The 17,843-nt window shown below is 58.2% G+C and carries 13 protein-coding genes and 2 pseudogenes; 8 read left to right on the top strand and 7 right to left on the bottom strand.

What is annotated here, in order from left to right:
• Window positions 1-77 precede the first annotated feature (77 nt).
• The 4 genes from ptsP to R1T46_RS06720 all read left to right on the top strand — a co-directional run bounded on the left by ptsP (window position 78) and on the right by R1T46_RS06720 (window position 6,403).
• Window positions 78-2,906 carry a phosphoenolpyruvate--protein phosphotransferase gene (gene ptsP / locus R1T46_RS06735; RefSeq protein WP_407070151.1) on the top strand — a complete coding sequence of 943 codons (2,829 nt, stop codon included), beginning with the start codon at window positions 78-80 and terminating at the stop codon, window positions 2,904-2,906.
• Window positions 2,906-3,877 (top strand): 1-phosphofructokinase, encoded by a 972-nt coding sequence (gene pfkB, locus R1T46_RS06730; RefSeq protein WP_317307773.1) that lies wholly within the window; start codon window positions 2,906-2,908, stop codon window positions 3,875-3,877. Before ptsP ends, pfkB begins: the two co-directional genes overlap by 1 nt.
• Entirely contained in the window at window positions 3,874-5,613 is a 1,740-nt protein-coding gene (locus tag R1T46_RS06725) for a PTS fructose-like transporter subunit IIB (protein WP_317307772.1), read from the top strand. Before pfkB ends, R1T46_RS06725 begins: the two co-directional genes overlap by 4 nt.
• 82 nt (window positions 5,614-5,695) lie before the next feature.
• Window positions 5,696-6,403: an SIMPL domain-containing protein gene (locus R1T46_RS06720; RefSeq protein WP_317307771.1), complete on the top strand. Its 708-nt coding sequence runs from the start codon at window positions 5,696-5,698 to the stop codon at window positions 6,401-6,403.
• Between the two features lie 14 nt (window positions 6,404-6,417).
• Here the strand turns inward: R1T46_RS06720 and R1T46_RS06715 are convergent, their stop codons facing one another.
• Complete coding sequence (locus R1T46_RS06715) at window positions 6,418-7,491, bottom strand: beta-N-acetylglucosaminidase domain-containing protein (protein ID WP_317307770.1); 1,074 nt, start codon at window positions 7,489-7,491, stop codon at window positions 6,418-6,420.
• A 192-nt stretch (window positions 7,492-7,683) separates the two neighbouring features.
• On the opposite strand from R1T46_RS06715, the gene R1T46_RS06710 reads away from it, so the two are divergent.
• Window positions 7,684-8,148, top strand: a complete 465-nt coding sequence (locus R1T46_RS06710) for a hypothetical protein (RefSeq protein WP_036210612.1) — start codon at window positions 7,684-7,686, stop codon at window positions 8,146-8,148.
• Between the two features lie 66 nt (window positions 8,149-8,214).
• Here R1T46_RS06710 and R1T46_RS06705 read toward each other — a convergent pair whose 3' ends face one another.
• Entirely contained in the window at window positions 8,215-9,177 is a 963-nt protein-coding gene (locus R1T46_RS06705; protein WP_292048785.1) for an IS1595 family transposase, read from the bottom strand.
• Window positions 9,178-9,286: 109 nt separating this feature from the next.
• On the opposite strand from R1T46_RS06705, the pseudogene R1T46_RS06700 reads away from it, so the two are divergent.
• Window positions 9,287-9,694: pseudogene (locus R1T46_RS06700) on the top strand (radical SAM protein); the annotation flags it as partial.
• 67 nt (window positions 9,695-9,761) lie between these two features.
• On the opposite strand, the gene R1T46_RS06695 reads toward R1T46_RS06700, so the two are convergent.
• A complete protein-coding gene (locus tag R1T46_RS06695; RefSeq protein WP_292048785.1) occupies window positions 9,762-10,724 on the bottom strand; it encodes an IS1595 family transposase in 963 nt (320 codons plus the stop codon).
• 96 nt (window positions 10,725-10,820) lie between these two features.
• On the opposite strand from R1T46_RS06695, the gene R1T46_RS06690 reads away from it, so the two are divergent.
• Together R1T46_RS06690 and R1T46_RS06685 are read left to right on the top strand one after the other, a co-directional pair.
• Complete coding sequence (locus R1T46_RS06690) at window positions 10,821-11,387, top strand: hypothetical protein (RefSeq protein WP_317307769.1); 567 nt, start codon at window positions 10,821-10,823, stop codon at window positions 11,385-11,387.
• A 141-nt stretch (window positions 11,388-11,528) separates the two neighbouring features.
• Window positions 11,529-11,795: a hypothetical protein gene (locus R1T46_RS06685; protein ID WP_317307768.1), complete on the top strand. Its 267-nt coding sequence runs from the start codon at window positions 11,529-11,531 to the stop codon at window positions 11,793-11,795.
• A gap of 272 nt (window positions 11,796-12,067) precedes the next feature.
• On the opposite strand, the pseudogene ltrA (R1T46_RS06680) reads toward R1T46_RS06685, so the two are convergent.
• The 4 genes and pseudogenes from ltrA (R1T46_RS06680) to dsbG all read right to left on the bottom strand — a co-directional run bounded on the left by ltrA (R1T46_RS06680) (window position 12,068) and on the right by dsbG (window position 17,843).
• A pseudogene (ltrA, locus tag R1T46_RS06680) lies at window positions 12,068-13,439 on the bottom strand (group II intron reverse transcriptase/maturase).
• A gap of 457 nt (window positions 13,440-13,896) precedes the next feature.
• Window positions 13,897-15,174 (bottom strand): group II intron reverse transcriptase/maturase, encoded by a 1,278-nt coding sequence (gene ltrA / locus R1T46_RS06675; RefSeq protein WP_317305339.1) that lies wholly within the window; start codon window positions 15,172-15,174, stop codon window positions 13,897-13,899.
• A gap of 784 nt (window positions 15,175-15,958) precedes the next feature.
• Window positions 15,959-16,867, bottom strand: a complete 909-nt coding sequence (locus R1T46_RS06670; protein WP_317307767.1) for an MBL fold metallo-hydrolase — start codon at window positions 16,865-16,867, stop codon at window positions 15,959-15,961.
• 190 nt (window positions 16,868-17,057) lie between these two features.
• Window positions 17,058-17,843 carry a thiol:disulfide interchange protein DsbG gene (gene dsbG, locus R1T46_RS06665; protein WP_317307766.1) on the bottom strand — a complete coding sequence of 262 codons (786 nt, stop codon included), beginning with the start codon at window positions 17,841-17,843 and terminating at the stop codon, window positions 17,058-17,060.

Below are 17,843 nucleotides of genomic sequence, written 5' to 3'. Positions count from 1 at the left end.
TCCCATTTTCACTGGCAGTGACCAATATCCTGATCGTCAGTGCCGGCACCACACAACAACAAGGCGAGGCTACCCACATGCTGACGCTAACAGCCAATGATATCCGCCTGGGCTGCACTGCAACCGACTGGCAGGATGCCCTGAACCAGGCCAGCCAGGAACTGCAGGACGCAGGCCGGACCACTCCCGACTACCACGCGGGCATGCTGGCCAGGGAGCAACAGTCCTCCACCGTCCTTGGTAACGGCATTGCCATCCCCCACGGCACACCCGAAAGCCGCGACGCGGTTACCAGCACAGGCATCCGGGTGTTGCAGTTTCCAGGCGGCGTTACCTGGCATGACAACGCCACGGTGTACGTCCTGGTCGCCATTGCAGCCCAGTCAGATGAGCATCTGGATATCCTGCGCCACCTGACCCGCGTACTGGACAAACCCGGCTTGTCACGGAAGCTGGCCGAAGCCGATGACACCGAGGCGTTGGTGACCCTATTGTCGAAAGAGCCAGTGGTGCCTAAATGCGACGCTCAGACCCTTTGCCTGGGTGTTGACACCCGGGCCACCAGCGAACTGGCCATCAGCGCTGCTGCCCGGCTGCAGGGGTTGAGCTGTGTCGACGCCAGCTTTATGAAAGAAATTGTCAGCCAGCCACCCGTGGAGCTGGGCCAGGGGTTTTGGCTGGTTCACCACAGCGTTGGCAGTATCCGACCTGCGCTGGCACTGGCAACCCCCAAAGAACCCAGCGACGACCTCGCCGGCGTTTTCTGCCTGGCGGGCCCTGGCGACGACTGCCGCGAACTGCTGGAGCGTATCGATAATTTCCTGGCCCAGAACATCCCTCTGGAAAGCCAGTCCGTGGATGCTGTACTTTCCCGGCTTTCCGGTGAGCAAGCCAATGCGGTCAGCGACCGGGTACGCCTGCTGAATACCCATGGCCTTCACGCCCGGCCCGCCAAACAGCTGGTACAGGAAGCCCGTCAGCACAACGCAGACATTCGCATCCGCCTGGAAGACGGCGATGGCAATTCGGTATCGGCGACCAGTCTCACCCGGATCATCGGCCTCGGTGCCCGCAGAGGGCAAACCCTGATCATCTCCGCAACCGGCGACGATGCGGAACAGGCGGTAGAAGCCGTTTGCCAGTCCATTAATAACGGGCTAGGAGAAACCGTCTCCCCGCTTCGACAACAACAGTGCAAGCCGGCGCCTGCCGAACCGGAACCCGAACCTCTGATCGATGACGAACCCCTGAAAGCGGTCGCCGCCTCACCGGGCCTGGCTCTCGCACCCGCTTTTGTAATGCGTCAGCCAACGTTGGACTACCCGTCCACCGCCAGCGATGCCGGTGAACAGACCAGCCGGCTGGGCCGCGCCATCGACGAAGCCGATGGACAACTGCGCACGCTGATCCGCCAGGCCGAAGGCGGTGAGGCAGCGCCGATTCTGTCGGTGCATGTGGAAATGCTCCAGGACGACGATCTCTACCAGGCCGCCCTGGAAACCATCAACGAAGGCGCGTCCGCCGAAGCCGGCTGGTGGCACGCCATTGATACCGCCGCGCGGGCCCAGGAAGCACTGGCGGACCGGTTGCTGGCCGAACGGGCGGCAGATTTGCGGGATGTTGGCCGGCGCGTGCTGGCCAACCTCTGTGGGGTGGCCATGCCGACACCGCCGGACGAACCCTATGTACTGGTGGCGGACGATCTGGGCCCTTCCGATGTGGCAAGGCTGGACACCCAGCGCGTTCGCGGCCTGATCACAGCCCGTGGTGGCGCCACATCCCACAGCGCCATCCTGGCTCGGGCGCTGGGGCTTCCTGCCGTGGTCGGGGCTGGTGATCGAATCCTGACCATCAGCAACGGAACGGACCTGGTGGTCGACGGCGAACGCGGCTGCCTCGTGCCCAACCCCGGCGCCGAACGCCGCGACCGCATTGACCGTCGCCTGGACCAACTCACCCGCCTGCAGGCGGACGCCTACGAGTGCCGGAACGAGCCAGCCACCACCACCGACGGCCACACCATCGACGTATGCGCCAACCTTGGCAACACGGCCCACACCCCGGATGCCGTCGACCGGGGCGCCGATGGCATTGGCCTTTTGCGCACCGAGTTCATTTTCATGGAACACCCGGATGCGCCTGACCTGGACACCCAGGTGAAGGAATATCGCCATGCCTTCGACGCCCTCAACGGCCTGCCACTGGTCGCACGCACCCTCGATGTGGGTGGCGACAAGCCCCTGGATTACTGGCCCCTTCCCCATGAGGACAACCCCTTCCTTGGGCTGCGCGGTATTCGCCTGTCGCTGACACGACCGGAGATCCTCGAAACCCAGGTGCGCGCACTGCTGACGGCTGCCGACAACCGCCCACTGCGAATCATGTTTCCCATGGTCAAGGACCTGGAAGAGTTTCGCGCGGCCAAGGCCATCGTCGAACGGGTCCGCGCCGAGATTCCCTGCCAGGGCCTGCAGGTGGGCGTGATGATTGAAGTGCCCTCCTGCGCCCTGCTGGCCCACACCCTGGCACCGGAAGTGGATTTTTTCTCGGTGGGCACCAATGACCTCACTCAGTACACCCTGGCCATCGACCGTGGCCACGGCCAGCTTTCGGCCGAGTCCGACGGGTTGCACCCCTCGGTACTGCAACTGATCCGCATGACCGTCGAAGCCGCCCATGCTCACCAACGCTGGGTAGGTATCTGTGGCGAGCTGGCCTCCGACCCACAGGCTATTCCGGTACTGCTGGGCCTGGATGTGGACGAGCTCTCGGTGACCAGCCGGCGAGTGCCACTGGTCAAAGCCTGTATCCGAGGGCTGAGCCGGGAACACGCCCGTGAACAGGCGAAACTGGCGCTGGGCAAGGCCACCGCAGCCGAAGTGCGCGACGCCCTGGAGACACTGTAATGGCCCGCGTACTCACCATCACCCTGAACCCGGCTCTGGACCTCAATGCCGAAACCGACTCAATCCGGCTGGGTAACGTGAACCGCTCTCGGTCCACACGCCTGGAAGCTGCCGGCAAAGGCATTAACCTGGGCCGTGTGCTGTCACGTCTCGGCCATACCGTGACCGTGTCCGGACTGCTGGGAGAGATCAACGCCGCGCCCTTCGATCGCCTGTTCTCGTCTGACATCCTGGCAGACCACTTTGTCCGCATCCCCGGGCAGAATCGCATCAACGTGAAAATTGCCGAGGGCGATGGTCGTGTGACCGATCTGAACGGGCCCGGATTTGACGTACCCGCGGATGCCCTGGACCGATTAAAGGCACGCCTGGGTAACTTGAACAACAGGTTCGATGCCGTTGCCATTGCTGGCAGCCTGCCCGTCGGCTTTCCGCCCGAGGCACTGGCGGAACTGGTCACCCTGGCTCGCGAAGCAGACATCCCGGTGTGGCTGGATACCAGCGGCGCAGGCCTCACAGCCGGGCTTAAGGTGCTGCCAGACGGCATCAAGCCCAATACGGAAGAGCTGGCCGAATGGGCCGGGCACCCTCTGGAGAGCCTGGACGCCATCGCCGAGGCAGGTCGCTCACTTCAGGCCACCGGCATCGCCAATGTGGTGATTTCCATGGGCGAAAAAGGCGTGCTCTGGCTGTCGCCGAAGGGCAACTGGCAAGCGTCGCCACCGCCCGTGACCGCCACAAGCACCGTCTGCGCCGGAGACACTTTGCTGGCCGGAATGATTCACGGCCTGCTCGAACGTCACCACCCGGAACAGGTGCTGTCGACCGCCACCGCGCTGTCGGCCGAGTGCGTTCGCCACATTGGCGTTGGCGATCCAATGGCCGACGACTTCACCCAACTGATTCAGCAAACCCGCGTCACTCTCTTTACCCCCTGGCCCGGGCACAACAATGGGGAGATGCCATCATGAAACTGATCATTGTAACCGCCTGCCCTCAGGGCGTGGCCACCAGCTTCCTGGCGGCCCGGGCCCTGGAACGGGCCGCGCAGCAAAAGGGCTGGGAAGCCAGAACAGACATTCGCAGCCCGCAGCAACCACTGTCGTCCCTGCCCGAGGATGTCATCGAATCGTCGGATCTGGTCGTTGCCGCAACAGGAACACCAACGGACCTGAACGCCTACGCCAGCAAACGCCTCTATCAGGTCCCGGTAACGGCCGCCCTGCCCGATCCCGCGTCGATTCTGGACCAGGCCGAAAAGCAGGCCGAGCCCTATCAACCAACAGAGGCTTCACAGCCCGAGCCTGCCACCTCAGGTAGCGCAGGCAAACGCATTGTCGCCGTCACCGCCTGCCCCACCGGTGTTGCCCACACTTTTATGGCGGCAGAAGCCCTGACCGCCGCCGCGACCGCTGCTGGCCATCAGATCCGCGTGGAAACCCAGGGCTCCGTGGGCGCCCAGGATCCACTGACCGCTGAGGAAATCGAGGCGGCGGATCTGGTGATCCTGGCCTGTGATATCGAAGTCGACCCCAGCCGTTTTGCCGGCAAGCGCCTTTGGCGCACGTCCACCGGCAGCGCCCTGAAAAAACCGGGGCCCACCATTGATGAAGCCATGACCAATGCCTCTGTCGAGGAAGGCCAGAAAAAAGCGACCTCAGGAGGTGGTGGCGAGAAACGCGGCCCCTACAAGCATTTGCTGACGGGCGTATCTTTCATGCTGCCCATGGTGGTGGCCGGCGGCCTGCTGATCGCCCTGTCGTTTGTGTTCGGCATTGACGCATTCGAAGAGGAAGGCACCCTGGCAGCCGCGCTGATGCAGATCGGCGGCGGCACCGCCTTCCAGTTGATGATTCCTCTGTTGGCCGGCTATATCGCCTGGTCCATTGCCGACCGGCCAGGCCTGGCGCCGGGCATGATCGGTGGCTATCTGGCCAGTACCCTTGGCGCCGGTTTTCTTGGTGGCATCATCGCCGGATTCCTGGCCGGTTATGTGGCGCGCTTCATCAGCCAGAAACTGCCGATGCCAGAGAGTGTCGAATCCCTCAAACCCATCCTGATCATTCCGCTGCTGGCCAGTCTGGTCACCGGCCTTGGCATGATCTACGTGGTCGGCGAACCCGCTGCCGCCCTGATGGATGGGCTGACCAGTTTCCTGGAAGGCATGGGCACCACCAACGCCATCCTGCTGGGTGGCATTCTCGGAGCCATGATGTGCTTTGACCTGGGCGGGCCGGTGAACAAGGCCGCCTATACCTTCGGTGTCGGTTTACTCTCAGAAGGCAGCGGTGGTTCGGCCCCCATGGCGGCGATCATGGCCGCGGGCATGGTGCCGGCCATCGGTATGGGTGTGGCGAGCTTTATTGCTCGCGCCAAGTTTGCAGAGGCCGAACGGCAGGCCGGGCGGGCCTCCTTTGTGCTGGGGCTGTGCTTTATCTCTGAAGGTGCGATCCCCTTCATGGCCAAAGACCCACTGCGAGTTATCCCGGTGTGCATGGTGGGAGGCGCCATCACCGGAGCCCTGTCCATGCTGTTCACCGTCAAACTCATGGCACCCCACGGCGGTCTGTTCGTGCTCGCCATTCCCAATGCGGTAAGCACGGTACTGCCCTATGTGGCCGCCATTGCCATCGGTTCGCTGGTGATCGGGTTTGGCTATGCCATGATCAAGACCGGCAAGGCCGAGGTGGCAACCGCCTCCTCTTAGCAGACCTCCCCTCCGGGGGCGCTTGACGCCCCCGGTATTTGCGGCGATGGTATCCGCCAGATCCACACACAAGGACGCCGTGATGAAAATTCTGTCTGCCCTGATCCTGGCGATTGCCGCCATTGTTTCCGCATCGCTCATCGCCGACGGCCTGACCGGGCTACGCACCGGAGACCGGTTCGTCACCGTCAAGGGCGTTGCGGAACGGGAGGTACAGGCGGACCTTGCACTGTGGCCCCTGCGTTTCGTCGCCACCGGCAACAGCCTGGAGGAAGCTCGCGAGAAGGCCCACAGCAGCCGCGAAGCCATCATGGCGTTTCTCAAGCTGCAGGCCATCGACACCGACGCGGTGGAACTGCAACGTCTGGACGTCACGGACACCCGCGCCAATCCCTACCAGGAAAGCAACGGCCAGAAGTTCATCATCAACCAGACCCTGATGGTTCGCAGCGACGACATCGATCGCATTCGCCAGGCCGCGCAGTCTGTCAGTGAATTGGTGGATTCCGGCGTAATACTCTCCTCCGATTATGGCCCGGGTGGGCCGACTTACCTGTTTAACCGGTTGAACGACATCAAACCCGAGATGATTGCCGAGGCAACCGCCGCCGCCCGCGAGGCCGCCGCACAGTTCGCCAGGGATGCCAAAACTGAATTGGGGAACCTGCGCCGCGCCAATCAGGGCGTGTTCCAGATCCTGGCCCGAGACCAGGCACCAGGCGTCAGCGAAGGCCAACAGCCGATTAAAACCGTCCGGGTGGTGACCACCGTGGAGTACTATCTTAAATAGGCAGTCGCCACCGGCTACTGGGTCTGCACCATTTCATCGGTAACCTGATAGCGGCCGGCCAGCCAATGCAGGATCTCGCTGGCGGCCGGGTGATCAAAGCGGCGATAACATTCCGCCAGCGCCTGATGGCGTTCGGTACCGATCCTGTGCAAGCCGGCATCCTGCAACAGCAGCAGATCGGCCTGTACCTGCTGCGCCAACTCTTTGCCCAACACTTCCTCGGCGGCCAGTTGGAAGGCCTTGCCATACTGGTAGCCGGGCCCCTGTTTGTAGCTACGGGCCAGGGTGATGGCCGGAATCGCAGTGAGGGTTGGCTGTAACGCGGGATTAATGGCGTGGCCCGAGAGATACGGGCCGTTGGCCGCCGGCCGGCCGGTAAATGCCCGCAGGTGCAGATGGCGGGACATACGGTCGCCGTCGTTCACCGGGTAGTTATCCCACAGTACCGGCTTGCGCCCCAGCGCTTCTGCAACACGCTGCAGATGGCCCGGCGATATCTCCCGCGAACACACCTCCTCGCCCGTCCAGAACACCTGCACGGACGGGTCCAGTGCCTTGCCAAGATCTTCCAGGTAATGCTCGGGACGGGGACCGAACACCCGGTCCAGAACCGGATCGTCGGAGTAGTAGCTGGGGCAGACCGTCAGTTGATCCGCCGCGCTGCGTTCTGCTACCCAATGAATAATGTCCGCCTGTCGGGCCGCCAATTCCGGCGTATCGCTTTTCATGTCATCAAACAGGATCGCCAGGTCGGTGATACCCAGTTGATCAAACGCTGCCAGCTTTTGCGTCAGCGCGGTTTTCGCCGAGTCATCGAAATTGTTGAACACCTCGAACGGGCTCAGGCCAATGCCGAACCGGACTCCGTGACTGCGACAAAACCGCGCGAAATCGGCCAGCTCATCGGCCTCCGCTTGTGGATGCGGCTCGTTCCACCGGCGCCGGAGAAAAGCGTCCGCCTTGGGCGCGTACCAATAGTTGCGGTAACCATGGGGAGCCAGTGCCGCAACCAGCTGCCGACGCTCTTCCCAGCTCCACAACGGGCCATAGAAGCCTTCGATGATTCCCAGTGGGGGTTGCTCTGCCATGGGCGTTTCCATTTCGCGAGTACACAGATAGTTTATCGTCCAGAGGGTATCTCATCAGGCTGTGGGGGTCACCGGACAAGTTTAGCAATGTCGGCTAGACTTCTCTTACTGATGATGTAGTGATGAGTAGTAATGAGCAGTGGCGATTCACATCCGCTCTCCGATTACCCATGTGGATAAGGAGCCTGGCAAATGGACATTAAAAGCTTTGAAGACCTGATTGAGTGGGCTCGCGAGCTCCACGCCCACCTGTCCCGATGTTTGTCGGAGTGCTCAACAAAGAACAAGGAGGAGCGAGCCCGGGCACTGCTGACGTATCTGTCGGACCATGAGGCCGAACTGGAGCGCATCACAGCGGAGTTCGAGAAACAGGCCGATTCAAAGGCTCTGAAAACAAGACTCTACGACTACCTGAACGACGAACACAAAGCCATCAAAACCCACCGCACCTGCGATGATCACTACGCCAGTCTCGACTTCGACAGCATTGTCCGAGAGGTGTTCGACTTCCATGACCAACTGATCGACCTGTATGACAGCCTGGCCGGCAAGGCCGAAATTCCGGAAGCGAAAGAACTCGCTGAATCCCTACGCGCCATGGAGGAGAACGAAGCCATGAGGCTGGCGAGGCAGATTGGCATGATGGATGACGTCTGAGTTCTTCCACTCTCTGAGCGTGAAAACTGGAAATCGCGAGCTATCGATAGTACTGTATATATAACGCTATGTTGGCGTTGGCTGTTGGTTTGCACCGATCGCAATTCGGAGCCAAGCCTCTTCAGAAGGTTGAGCGCATTCAAATAGCCGCCGCCATGCCAGATAGCTCGGCAGATATGCCGTCCCAACCCCATGAAACCGCGCCATCCAGCCCTTCAATCGACTCATGTAACTGTTGACGTTCTGTATGTGGTATTCCTTGCCGATCACTCTCTGATTATCGAGTGTGACCAGTCTGTGGTGGGCAATGCCGTGCTCGATGGAAAAGGTTTTATACCAGCTGTGACCATCTGAGCATAGAATCGAGTCAGGATTGATAATCGGCGTCAGAAAAGCATGAACCGTCGGTTTGTTTAATGCAGGATCCACCAGATCACTGATGTGACCGTTGCGGTCCCGTGCAATAAGTACTGGAATTTTGTCCGCTTTATGCTTCCTGTTACTTTGCCCGCCACGCTTCCTGGAACTGCGATGGGTGATGTTGCGTTTGCCTTTGCAGGACTCGGCAAAGAAGGTTTCATCCACTTCGACAATGCCGGAAAGGGCATTCGCGTTGGCGTTTGCACTGGCCGTTAGAAAACGGTGACGCCACCGGAAAGCTGTCTTTAAATCAATGCCTACTCGGCCTGCCGATACCCGCAGGGTCAGGCTGTCTCGCATGCATCGCAAATAATCAAACCACTTGTTTCGGTGATGCAGCCTGGCCAGCGATGTTCCTGTAACGGCATTAAAGGTTTTATGGCAAGTCAGGCTCTGGCATCGATATCGCTGCAATCCACCAGAATGACCCCATTTGATAAGGTGCTCATCACCACAATGGGGGCATAGACGGTGAGATCTGGCGGTTTCAAGCAAGGTATGAGCCTGAGCATTGATTTGCCCAAGAAGCTGACTGGCAAGGTGTTGCTTGAGGTCAACCGGGAGGTTGGCCAAGGTCTTTTCGAGGGCGTTAACATCAGCTCTTTTCATGGTGCGCTCCATCGAAGTACTATTTATACAGTAGTATATACAGTATTCTTAGAGCGTACCAACAGCCGAAGCAAACATAGCCATATATAAACAGTATCGAGAGTTTGCCATGAAGACTCGCGCGACGCCGCTCAATCCACAGAATCGTTTCCAGCCCATAGTGACGGACCGCCAATACGATGATGGCTGGTATCAGGACCCCGCTGACGATACCTGCCCGGACTCACTGGCAACCGAAGTGGTGGATGAACAGGTGCGTACGATCATCAGTCGCAACCAGTCGCCCGATGTGCCATTCGACCAGTCCATAAACCCGTACCGGGGCTGCGAGCATGCGTGCATATATTGCTTTGCCCGGCCTACCCATGCGTACTGGGACATGTCGCCGGGGCTGGACTTCGAAACCCGGCTGATCGCCAAACCCAATGCTGCGGAACAGCTTCGAAGGGAGCTCGATAAACCCGGCTACCGTGTGTCGCCGATTGCCCTTGGCGTGAATACCGATGCCTATCAGCCTACGGTACACGCACACAGTTGACACGCTAAGGTACACGCACCATATTGTGAAAACTGTATGGGCATCGCTATGTTGGCGTTGGCTGTTGGTTTGCACCGATCGCAATTCGGAGCCAAGCCTCTTCAGAAGGTTGAGCGCATTCAAATAGCCGCCGCCATGCCAGATAGCTCGGCAGATATGCCGTCCCAACCCCATGAAACCGCGCCATCCAGCCCTTCAATCGACTCATGTAACTGTTGACGTTCTGTATGTGGTATTCCTTGCCGATCACTCTCTGATTATCGAGTGTGACCAGTCTGTGGTGGGCAATGCCGTGCTCGATGGAAAAGGTTTTATACCAGCTGTGACCATCTGAGCATAGAATCGAGTCAGGATTGATAATCGGCGTCAGAAAAGCATGAACCGTCGGTTTGTTTAATGCAGGATCCACCAGATCACTGATGTGACCGTTGCGGTCCCGTGCAATAAGTACTGGAATTTTGTCCGCTTTATGCTTCCTGTTACTTTGCCCGCCACGCTTCCTGGAACTGCGATGGGTGATGTTGCGTTTGCCTTTGCAGGACTCGGCAAAGAAGGTTTCATCCACTTCGACAATGCCGGAAAGGGCATTCGCGTTGGCGTTTGCACTGGCCGTTAGAAAACGGTGACGCCACCGGAAAGCTGTCTTTAAATCAATGCCTACTCGGCCTGCCGATACCCGCAGGGTCAGGCTGTCTCGCATGCATCGCAAATAATCAAACCACTTGTTTCGGTGATGCAGCCTGGCCAGCGATGTTCCTGTAACGGCATTAAAGGTTTTATGGCAAGTCAGGCTCTGGCATCGATATCGCTGCAATCCACCAGAATGACCCCATTTGATAAGGTGCTCATCACCACAATGGGGGCATAGACGGTGAGATCTGGCGGTTTCAAGCAAGGTATGAGCCTGAGCATTGATTTGCCCAAGAAGCTGACTGGCAAGGTGTTGCTTGAGGTCAACCGGGAGGTTGGCCAAGGTCTTTTCGAGGGCGTTAACATCAGCTCTTTTCATGGTGCGCTCCATCGAAGTACTATTTATACAGTAGTATATACAGTATTCTTAGAGCGTACCAACAGCCGAAGCAAACATAGCCATGGGCATCCAGCTATGGGAAAGCCGGGAAATTTCTCCAGAGAAGAACTCAACTCCACCGCTTACCTCTCAAAAATCCGCATCTTTATCCCACGAAAAGTAGTTTTTGAGGATAAAAACCGCGCAACCTTCTCGTCCTACCGATTCCAAGACCCATATTCGCTCTCAGGCATACGAGACGATGGGATTATCCGTAACTTTCCGATTCTCTTCAGAGGAAACGGCGAACCCTGGGACATCGCTAATCTGTATCTCATGAATAAAATGGCCGAAATGGCCAAATTCGACCAAGTGTCGGTTGATACTCTTGAAACTCATGCCGTTCACCTCCTGGGATTTCTTCGATGGCTAGAGGACAGCAACTCGAGAGGAAACGAAATAAACGAATACACCTTTCCTAATGAGCCCCATAACCGAGTTACCTATGTTTATCGCCGTTATCTGATGCGCCAACTCAGACAGACGCCACAATCTTTATCTTTAAACGTCGCAAGCACCCGAATGGGAGTCGTTGTCGCTTTTTATAGAGCCCTGATCATCGGAGGGCTTGTTGAGAGTTCGAAATTACCCAACCCTCCTTAAGAGAAACGAGTAGCTGGGATTCCGTACATTAACCCGCAAGGTCTCGCGAGGATCAAAGAGGTTCAAACAACTGACCTTTCTATCGGCGTACCCAGAAGAGATCAGATCGCTGCCCCAGAACACCTTAACGACGGTGAGAAGTTGCGACCTCTCGACTCAAAGGACCAAAAGATCATCGCTGATAAGCTGAGCAAATATGGAAATTACTGCTTTGAGCTAATGATGCTTTTTGCTGTTGAAACCGGGGCACGCAAGCAGACGGTTTGCAAGCTGAGAATTCATCATCTTAAGAACATTCTAAAGAAACAGACAGGGCAAGAGTTGCGGCTCAAGGTCGGCGCAGGTCGCGAAGCGAACGTTCATATTCTCGAAAGAATGACCAACACTTCCTCAACACCGCTTTTGTGAACGTCTGCCTGGACTCCGAATGACTTTAACGTCATTATCGCGCCAATCGCCATGGTCTTGAATGACTTGATCATGCTTGAAACTCCGTTATGTTTAATCGACTAATTTCCAGCTTAAGCTATCCCTCCAGAGCCTGAGCTTCAGTGACAAAGTCACGTTAGCCGGCCGATAGATGTACCGCCCAATCGGGATAGGGGGGAGCCATAAGGCTCCACCCCTCCCCCACCACCCGGCATGCGGGTCCGCACCGGGCGGTTCGAGAAGTTGAGGTTTCACGAGAGTCTCGGCACTCCCAATCGATCGAAGTAGGCAATCGTCAGCACAGTATGAATGGCAGAGCGACTGTTGTGCCACCAGCGACGGCTCAGGGCCGCCACGGATTCAGCAACCCAGGAACTCGCGCCCAAGCGGACCAGTTCCCGGTAGATCGTCGTGCCCCGTCGCCAGTGCCGGAGATGGAGCATTCTCAGTCGGCGACGTATCCACTCATCCAGTGATCGCCAGATGCGTGGCGTTTGCGCCAGCCTGAAGTACCCTTTCCAGCCGAGCAGGTAGCTGCGGAGCTTCTCCACCACTTGTGTAACACTGCGACCACCTGATCCCCGGGTCAGTTGCCTGATCCTGAGTTTGAACGACTGTAACGCTTTCGTTGATACCGCGCGCCGGACGTCTCCGTCTCTGGTTTGCCATAAGGCATACATAGCCAAGGAACTTGCGACCGAACACGCTGGTTACCGCACTTTTGGATTCATTGATCTTAAGGTGCAGCTTGTCGTAACAACGACGGAGCAATCGCATTACCCGCTCTCCCGCTTTATGACTGCGAACGTAGACGTTGCAGTCGTCGGCGTAACGAGCGAAGCAGTGCCCCCGGCGTTCCAGCTCTTTATCCACCTCGTCCAGCAGAACGTTGGCCAGTAACGGCGACAACGGTCCGCCTTGCGGCGTGCCCTCGTGCCGATCCATGACCACGCCGCCATCCATGGTGCCTGCGTTCAGATACGCCCGAACCAGCCGGATGACGCCGGGGTCGTTTGTGCGTTTCTTCAGACGGTCGATCAGGATGTCGTGGTTGACCCGGTCGAAGAACTTCGACAGATCGACGTCCACCACGATATGGCGGCCCTGCCGGGCGTAATGCTGTGCAGCCAACACGGCGTCGTGGGCCCGACGGCCCGGACGAAAGCCGTAGTTGTGCTCGCTGAAGGTGGGATCAAACCGAGGTTGCAGCACTTGCAGCAGTGCCTGTTGGATCAGACGGTCGGTGACGGTGGGGATACCCAGTTCCCGTTCACTGCCGTCCGGTTTCGGGATGCCTGCCCGATGAACGGGGTTCGGTTGATAGGAGCCCTCCAGCAGTTGCTGCCTGAGCTCTGGCCACGTCCATCTCAGGTATTCGGCGGTCTGGACAATGTCCAGTCCATCGACACCCGCAGATCCCTTGTTGGCCTTCACGCGCTTCCATGCCCGCTGCATATTCTCTCGTGCGAACGCCTGCTCAAGCAGGCTTCGCCCTACGCCCTCCGATTCTTGTGGCGGGAGTCCTGTTTCATCACTGGTCACGCCCGGCAAGGCTTCACCTTCCCTTGTTGCAACCCGCCCCGCTGACGCGGGCATCTGATGCTCTACAGTACTCATCGACAAGGCGTTTGACGCTCCTTCTCGTTCAGCCCTTCACCCTGAATAAGCGGCTACTATGGCCTCTGCTGACTTCTCGCTCCGTGTTACCACGTCGCCCTTTCAGGCATGAGGCGAGATCTCCCCGGGTAAGAACACACTCCTTCACCGCACAACCGCCGGATTTACACCACCTCGCCTTGGCCACAAGAGCTTCGCGGCTTTTGGCCCGCTCACCCTGCTCGGCAATGCCTCATATCCGATTCTTGTTCATCGGCTCACGGTTTACGCTCCACGCTTCCTCTCCACGGTCGGTCACCCTTCCGCAGTTGCGCTTCACTTCGTTCGCTGTGGCCAGCTCACGGGAGGACTTCCACCTCCAGGAGTGCGCCCGTGCCGGGCGCACCATCGAGTAGGGTGAGGCGACACCGCCTCATCCCTCTCACAGAACCGTACATACGGGCCACGTATACGGCTCATGCCATTAACTTACCCCGAACTCGGGAACAGTGATGCCGGTTTTGACCTTCGTAAGATCCATCAACTTCAGGTCATTGTGCAAGTAGGTGTTGGGCAGGGCCAGACTGGCCAGTGGGGACGCCGCATTGCGCCAGCTTTGCATCTTGATGTGCCGGAACGGGGGCTTGTAGCCCAACTGTTTCAGCCTCCGATGCAGCCGGCTCGGCTTCTTCCACTGCTTGAGCTGGATGCAGCGCAGTCGCCGCCTTAACCAGCTCATCACCTGCTTCAGCACCCGCGCGCAGTTTGCCACCCGGAAGTAGCTGGCAAAGCCCCGTAGCACCGGGTTCAGCTCGCGGATGATCGCCGCAAGCCCGATGCCCCGGTTTCGCTTCGTCAGCGCTTTCAGCGTCTGCTTGAGCTTCACCACCTTCTTGTCCTGGATGCGGGTGTAGTTCATGTGGATCACCACGCCCAGGAACTTCACCCCCTCATCGCTGTGGGCGATGTGGGTTTTGGTGGCGTTAACCGTCAGCTTCAGCTTCCCTTCCAGGTAGCTTTGGGCCACCCGTAACGCATTCTCCGCGCCCGCTCGTGAACCGCACAGGATCAGGATGTCGTCCGCATAGCGGACGATCCGGTGACCCCGCGCCTTCATGAACTGGTCGAAGGCGTCCAGATAGACGTTCGCAATCAGCGGACTGATCACGCCGCCCTGCGGGCTTCCCAGCTCCGTGTCTTCAAGGTGGTACCCCACCATCACCCCGCTTTCCAGACACTGGCGCAACAGTGACAGAACACTGCCGTCCGTGATCCGTTGGCGGAACTGGCGGATGATCAGATCGTGGTTTAACGTGTCGAAGCATTTCGACAGGTCCATATCCACAACCCAGTCACGACGGTAGCGGCGGATGAACCGCTCCGCCTTGCCAATGGCATGGTGACCACTGCGTCCCGGACGGTACCCGTAGCTCGACGGGTGGAAGTCCGGCTCGAAGATCGGTTCGATGATGCTGCGCAACGCCTGTTGCACCACCCGGTCCCGAACCGTCGGAATGCCCAGCAGACGCTCACCGCCGTCATCCTTGGCGATGGCTACGCGTCTGACTGGCTGCGCCCGATAGCGCTTTTCCTTCAGCTCGAGCAACAGGCACGACAGCTCCACCTCCAGATCCGCCTCAAACGCACTCAGGCTCTGCCCATCGATTCCGGCCGCGCCCTTGTTGCGTTTGATGTGTCTGAAGGCTTCATACAGGCGCTGTTTTGACAGCAATTGCCCGTACAGACTGTAGTATTTCCTCATGCCTGCTCATCTCTGTGGTGACGGCTTCGAGGATCGGTCTGGCTGCCGGTCTGTTTCAAGCAATCCGTCCGGGTACTAGCACTCTGGCAATCTGCCGCCACGGTATCGCTTTACTCCCTTGCCCGGAGAACACCGAAGCCACTACGTTCCCGCAGCACCTCAATGCACGTCCCTGCCCCGTCGGGCAGCTTGTGAGCGCAGCGTCCACCTGTTCGCTCGTCGTCCGTCACTCTCGTTAATGACTTCCGCCCTTCGCATCCGACCAGAGCTTTTGACCCTGGCCGGTCCGCTGAACCTCCGTCAGCGGTCGTTCCGGTTTTGTCCTCCACGCTGTTACCAGGCTTCTCAGGCCGGAACTTCCTCACTACTACGGCATCATCTGCCACCTCGCACCGACTGCGGCCTCGGCTTTCGCCTTGCGCCACAGCCTCCGGCGTCGCCGGATTCGGTGTCAGGCTTCCCCGGTTACTGCACCGGCTCCCTGTTAACGATGCCACCCTCAAGCACAGCCCAGGTCTGACTGAGTATCGGGCTTCGCGTTATTTTGCACGCTGACCCACCTGGACTGCCGAAACAGGTTCACTTGCGTTGTGTACCGTTAACTTCCTATGGCTTCCTTCAGACCCCACCGTTGGCCAGTGACGCCCTTGCCAGTCGGATTGTCTTCCCCTCAGTCGGGGTGACGCCACCTTCTTTCAGATGGCCGGGTTTGCCGGCTTCGCCGGGCAAACAAAAAAGCCGGACTTTTCGGCCCGGCAAAAGGGTATGCATTCAGTTTGGATCTCTATCCCCAGGCTGCGCCCTCGAGCGCGTCCAGCGGAATTTTAAGGTATCGCTTGCCGTTCGCCTCCGGCTCTGGCAGTTGCCCACCTCGGGTATTCACCTGCAATGCATGCAGGATCAATTTGGGCATGGGCAGCTCACTGTCGCGGGTATTCCGGAATTCAACGTATTCGGATTGCGAGGCGTTCGTCAGATGCTTGTTGGTTCTCTTCTGTTCCGCGACGGTGCTCTCCCATTCAGGGTCTCGGCCGCCGGGCATGTAATCGTGGCCGGTAAACAGCCGAGTCTCATCCGGTAATGAAAGGATGCTCTGAATGGATTCCCACAGTTGCCGAGCGTCACCGCCGGGGAAGTCTGCACGGGCTGTGCCGAAGTCGGGCTGAAAAATCGTGTCATGCACAAACGCTGAATCACCAATCACATAGGTGACTGAGGCTTTGGTGTGGCCCGGCGAGAACATCACTTGACCCCGCAGGTTTCCAATCTTGAGTTCGTCATCTGCCCGAAACAGATGATCCCACTGTGAGCCGTCAGCTGGAAAATCTGGCCAGTTGTAGATGTCTTTCCAAAGCTCCTGAACGTCAGTCACATAACCGCCGATCGCCGTCGGTGCTCCGGTTTTTTCGCGGAAATATTGTGCTGCGGAAAAGTGGTCGGCGTGAGGATGTGTGTCCAGAATCCACTGTACGTTAAAACCGTTTTCAGTTACGTAAGTCAATAGCTCATCCGCATGATGAGTCGCCGTGGCTCCGGACTTTTCATCGTAATCCAGCACTGGATCAATGATGGCGCACTGCTTGGTCTCCGGGTCGCTAACCACATATTGAACACTGAAGGTGTGAGGATCAAAGAAACCGGCGACATCCGGAGTGCCGGCATGTTTTGCAGGTGACAGGCTGAAAGTCTTCATCGTTGTCTCCTCTGTGCGCATTTACAATGTTTGTCCACCAAGCTAACTTTAGGTTATTACTATATATTTTATTTTTCTAATTGATAAAAAACATCGAAGACATACGCACAGGCTACTGCGTCGCTACCACTAACGACTGATGTCTACCTTTAACCCGACGTCGTGGCGCCTCTATTGCGCGCTGCCAAGGTCAGGGCATCTTACTACCCATGATTTCTTCCAGTTCGTCTGGCCGAGGTGCCCCCTGCTTCTTCAGTACGTTACCGTTGCTGTTGCGGTAGTAGGTGCTCGGTGTGGCGCTCAGGCCAAGACTGGACATCAGCTTGTTGTTGGCCTGAATCTGCTTGGCATGGTCGCTGACGATCTGCCGGTCTACCTCAATACCGCCCTCGCTGTAGCTCTGCTGATTTTCAGCCAATGCAGCGCTCGGATTTTCCGATCCGATAATAGTCGCGGCTTTCGGCAGACTATCCTGCTTCAGGATACCAACCAGGATGTGGCGAAGTTGTACCCGGCCAGTATCAATCCAGGGCTCTGCAGCCTGTCGAAAACGGTGGCAATACGGGCAGTTGGGGTCGGTGAAAGTATATATCACCACCGGTGCATCAGCGTCGCCATCGCGTACCCAGTCAGCATCCTCCAGTTGGCGCCAGGCGTTTTCGTTTTGCGGCCCGAGCACCAACTCCTGAATTTTTGGTTCGGTCAGATTGTTACCCTTTTCGTCGAGCATGGGGCCGACGACTACGTGTTCTTTGTCCGGAGTCAGGTAAAACGCAACTCCACGGCCCTGCATATCACCGACATAGCCGATCATGCCGCCGGGAGCATCAAAGGTGCCCTTTATCGAAACACCACGATCTATCAACTGCTGTACCGCAGGTGGATAGCTTTGTGCGGCCACTGGCAGGCTATAACCGGTGGTGACCAGGGTTGCACTCAACAGAGCGCTTTTCAGCAGGGTGTTCAAAGGTTTCAT

The sequence above is a fragment of the Marinobacter salarius genome, assembly GCF_032922745.1.
Taxonomy (GTDB): domain Bacteria; phylum Pseudomonadota; class Gammaproteobacteria; order Pseudomonadales; family Oleiphilaceae; genus Marinobacter.
Note: the sequence above shows the minus strand (reverse complement) of the source record. Positions and strands in the feature narration are given on the sequence as shown.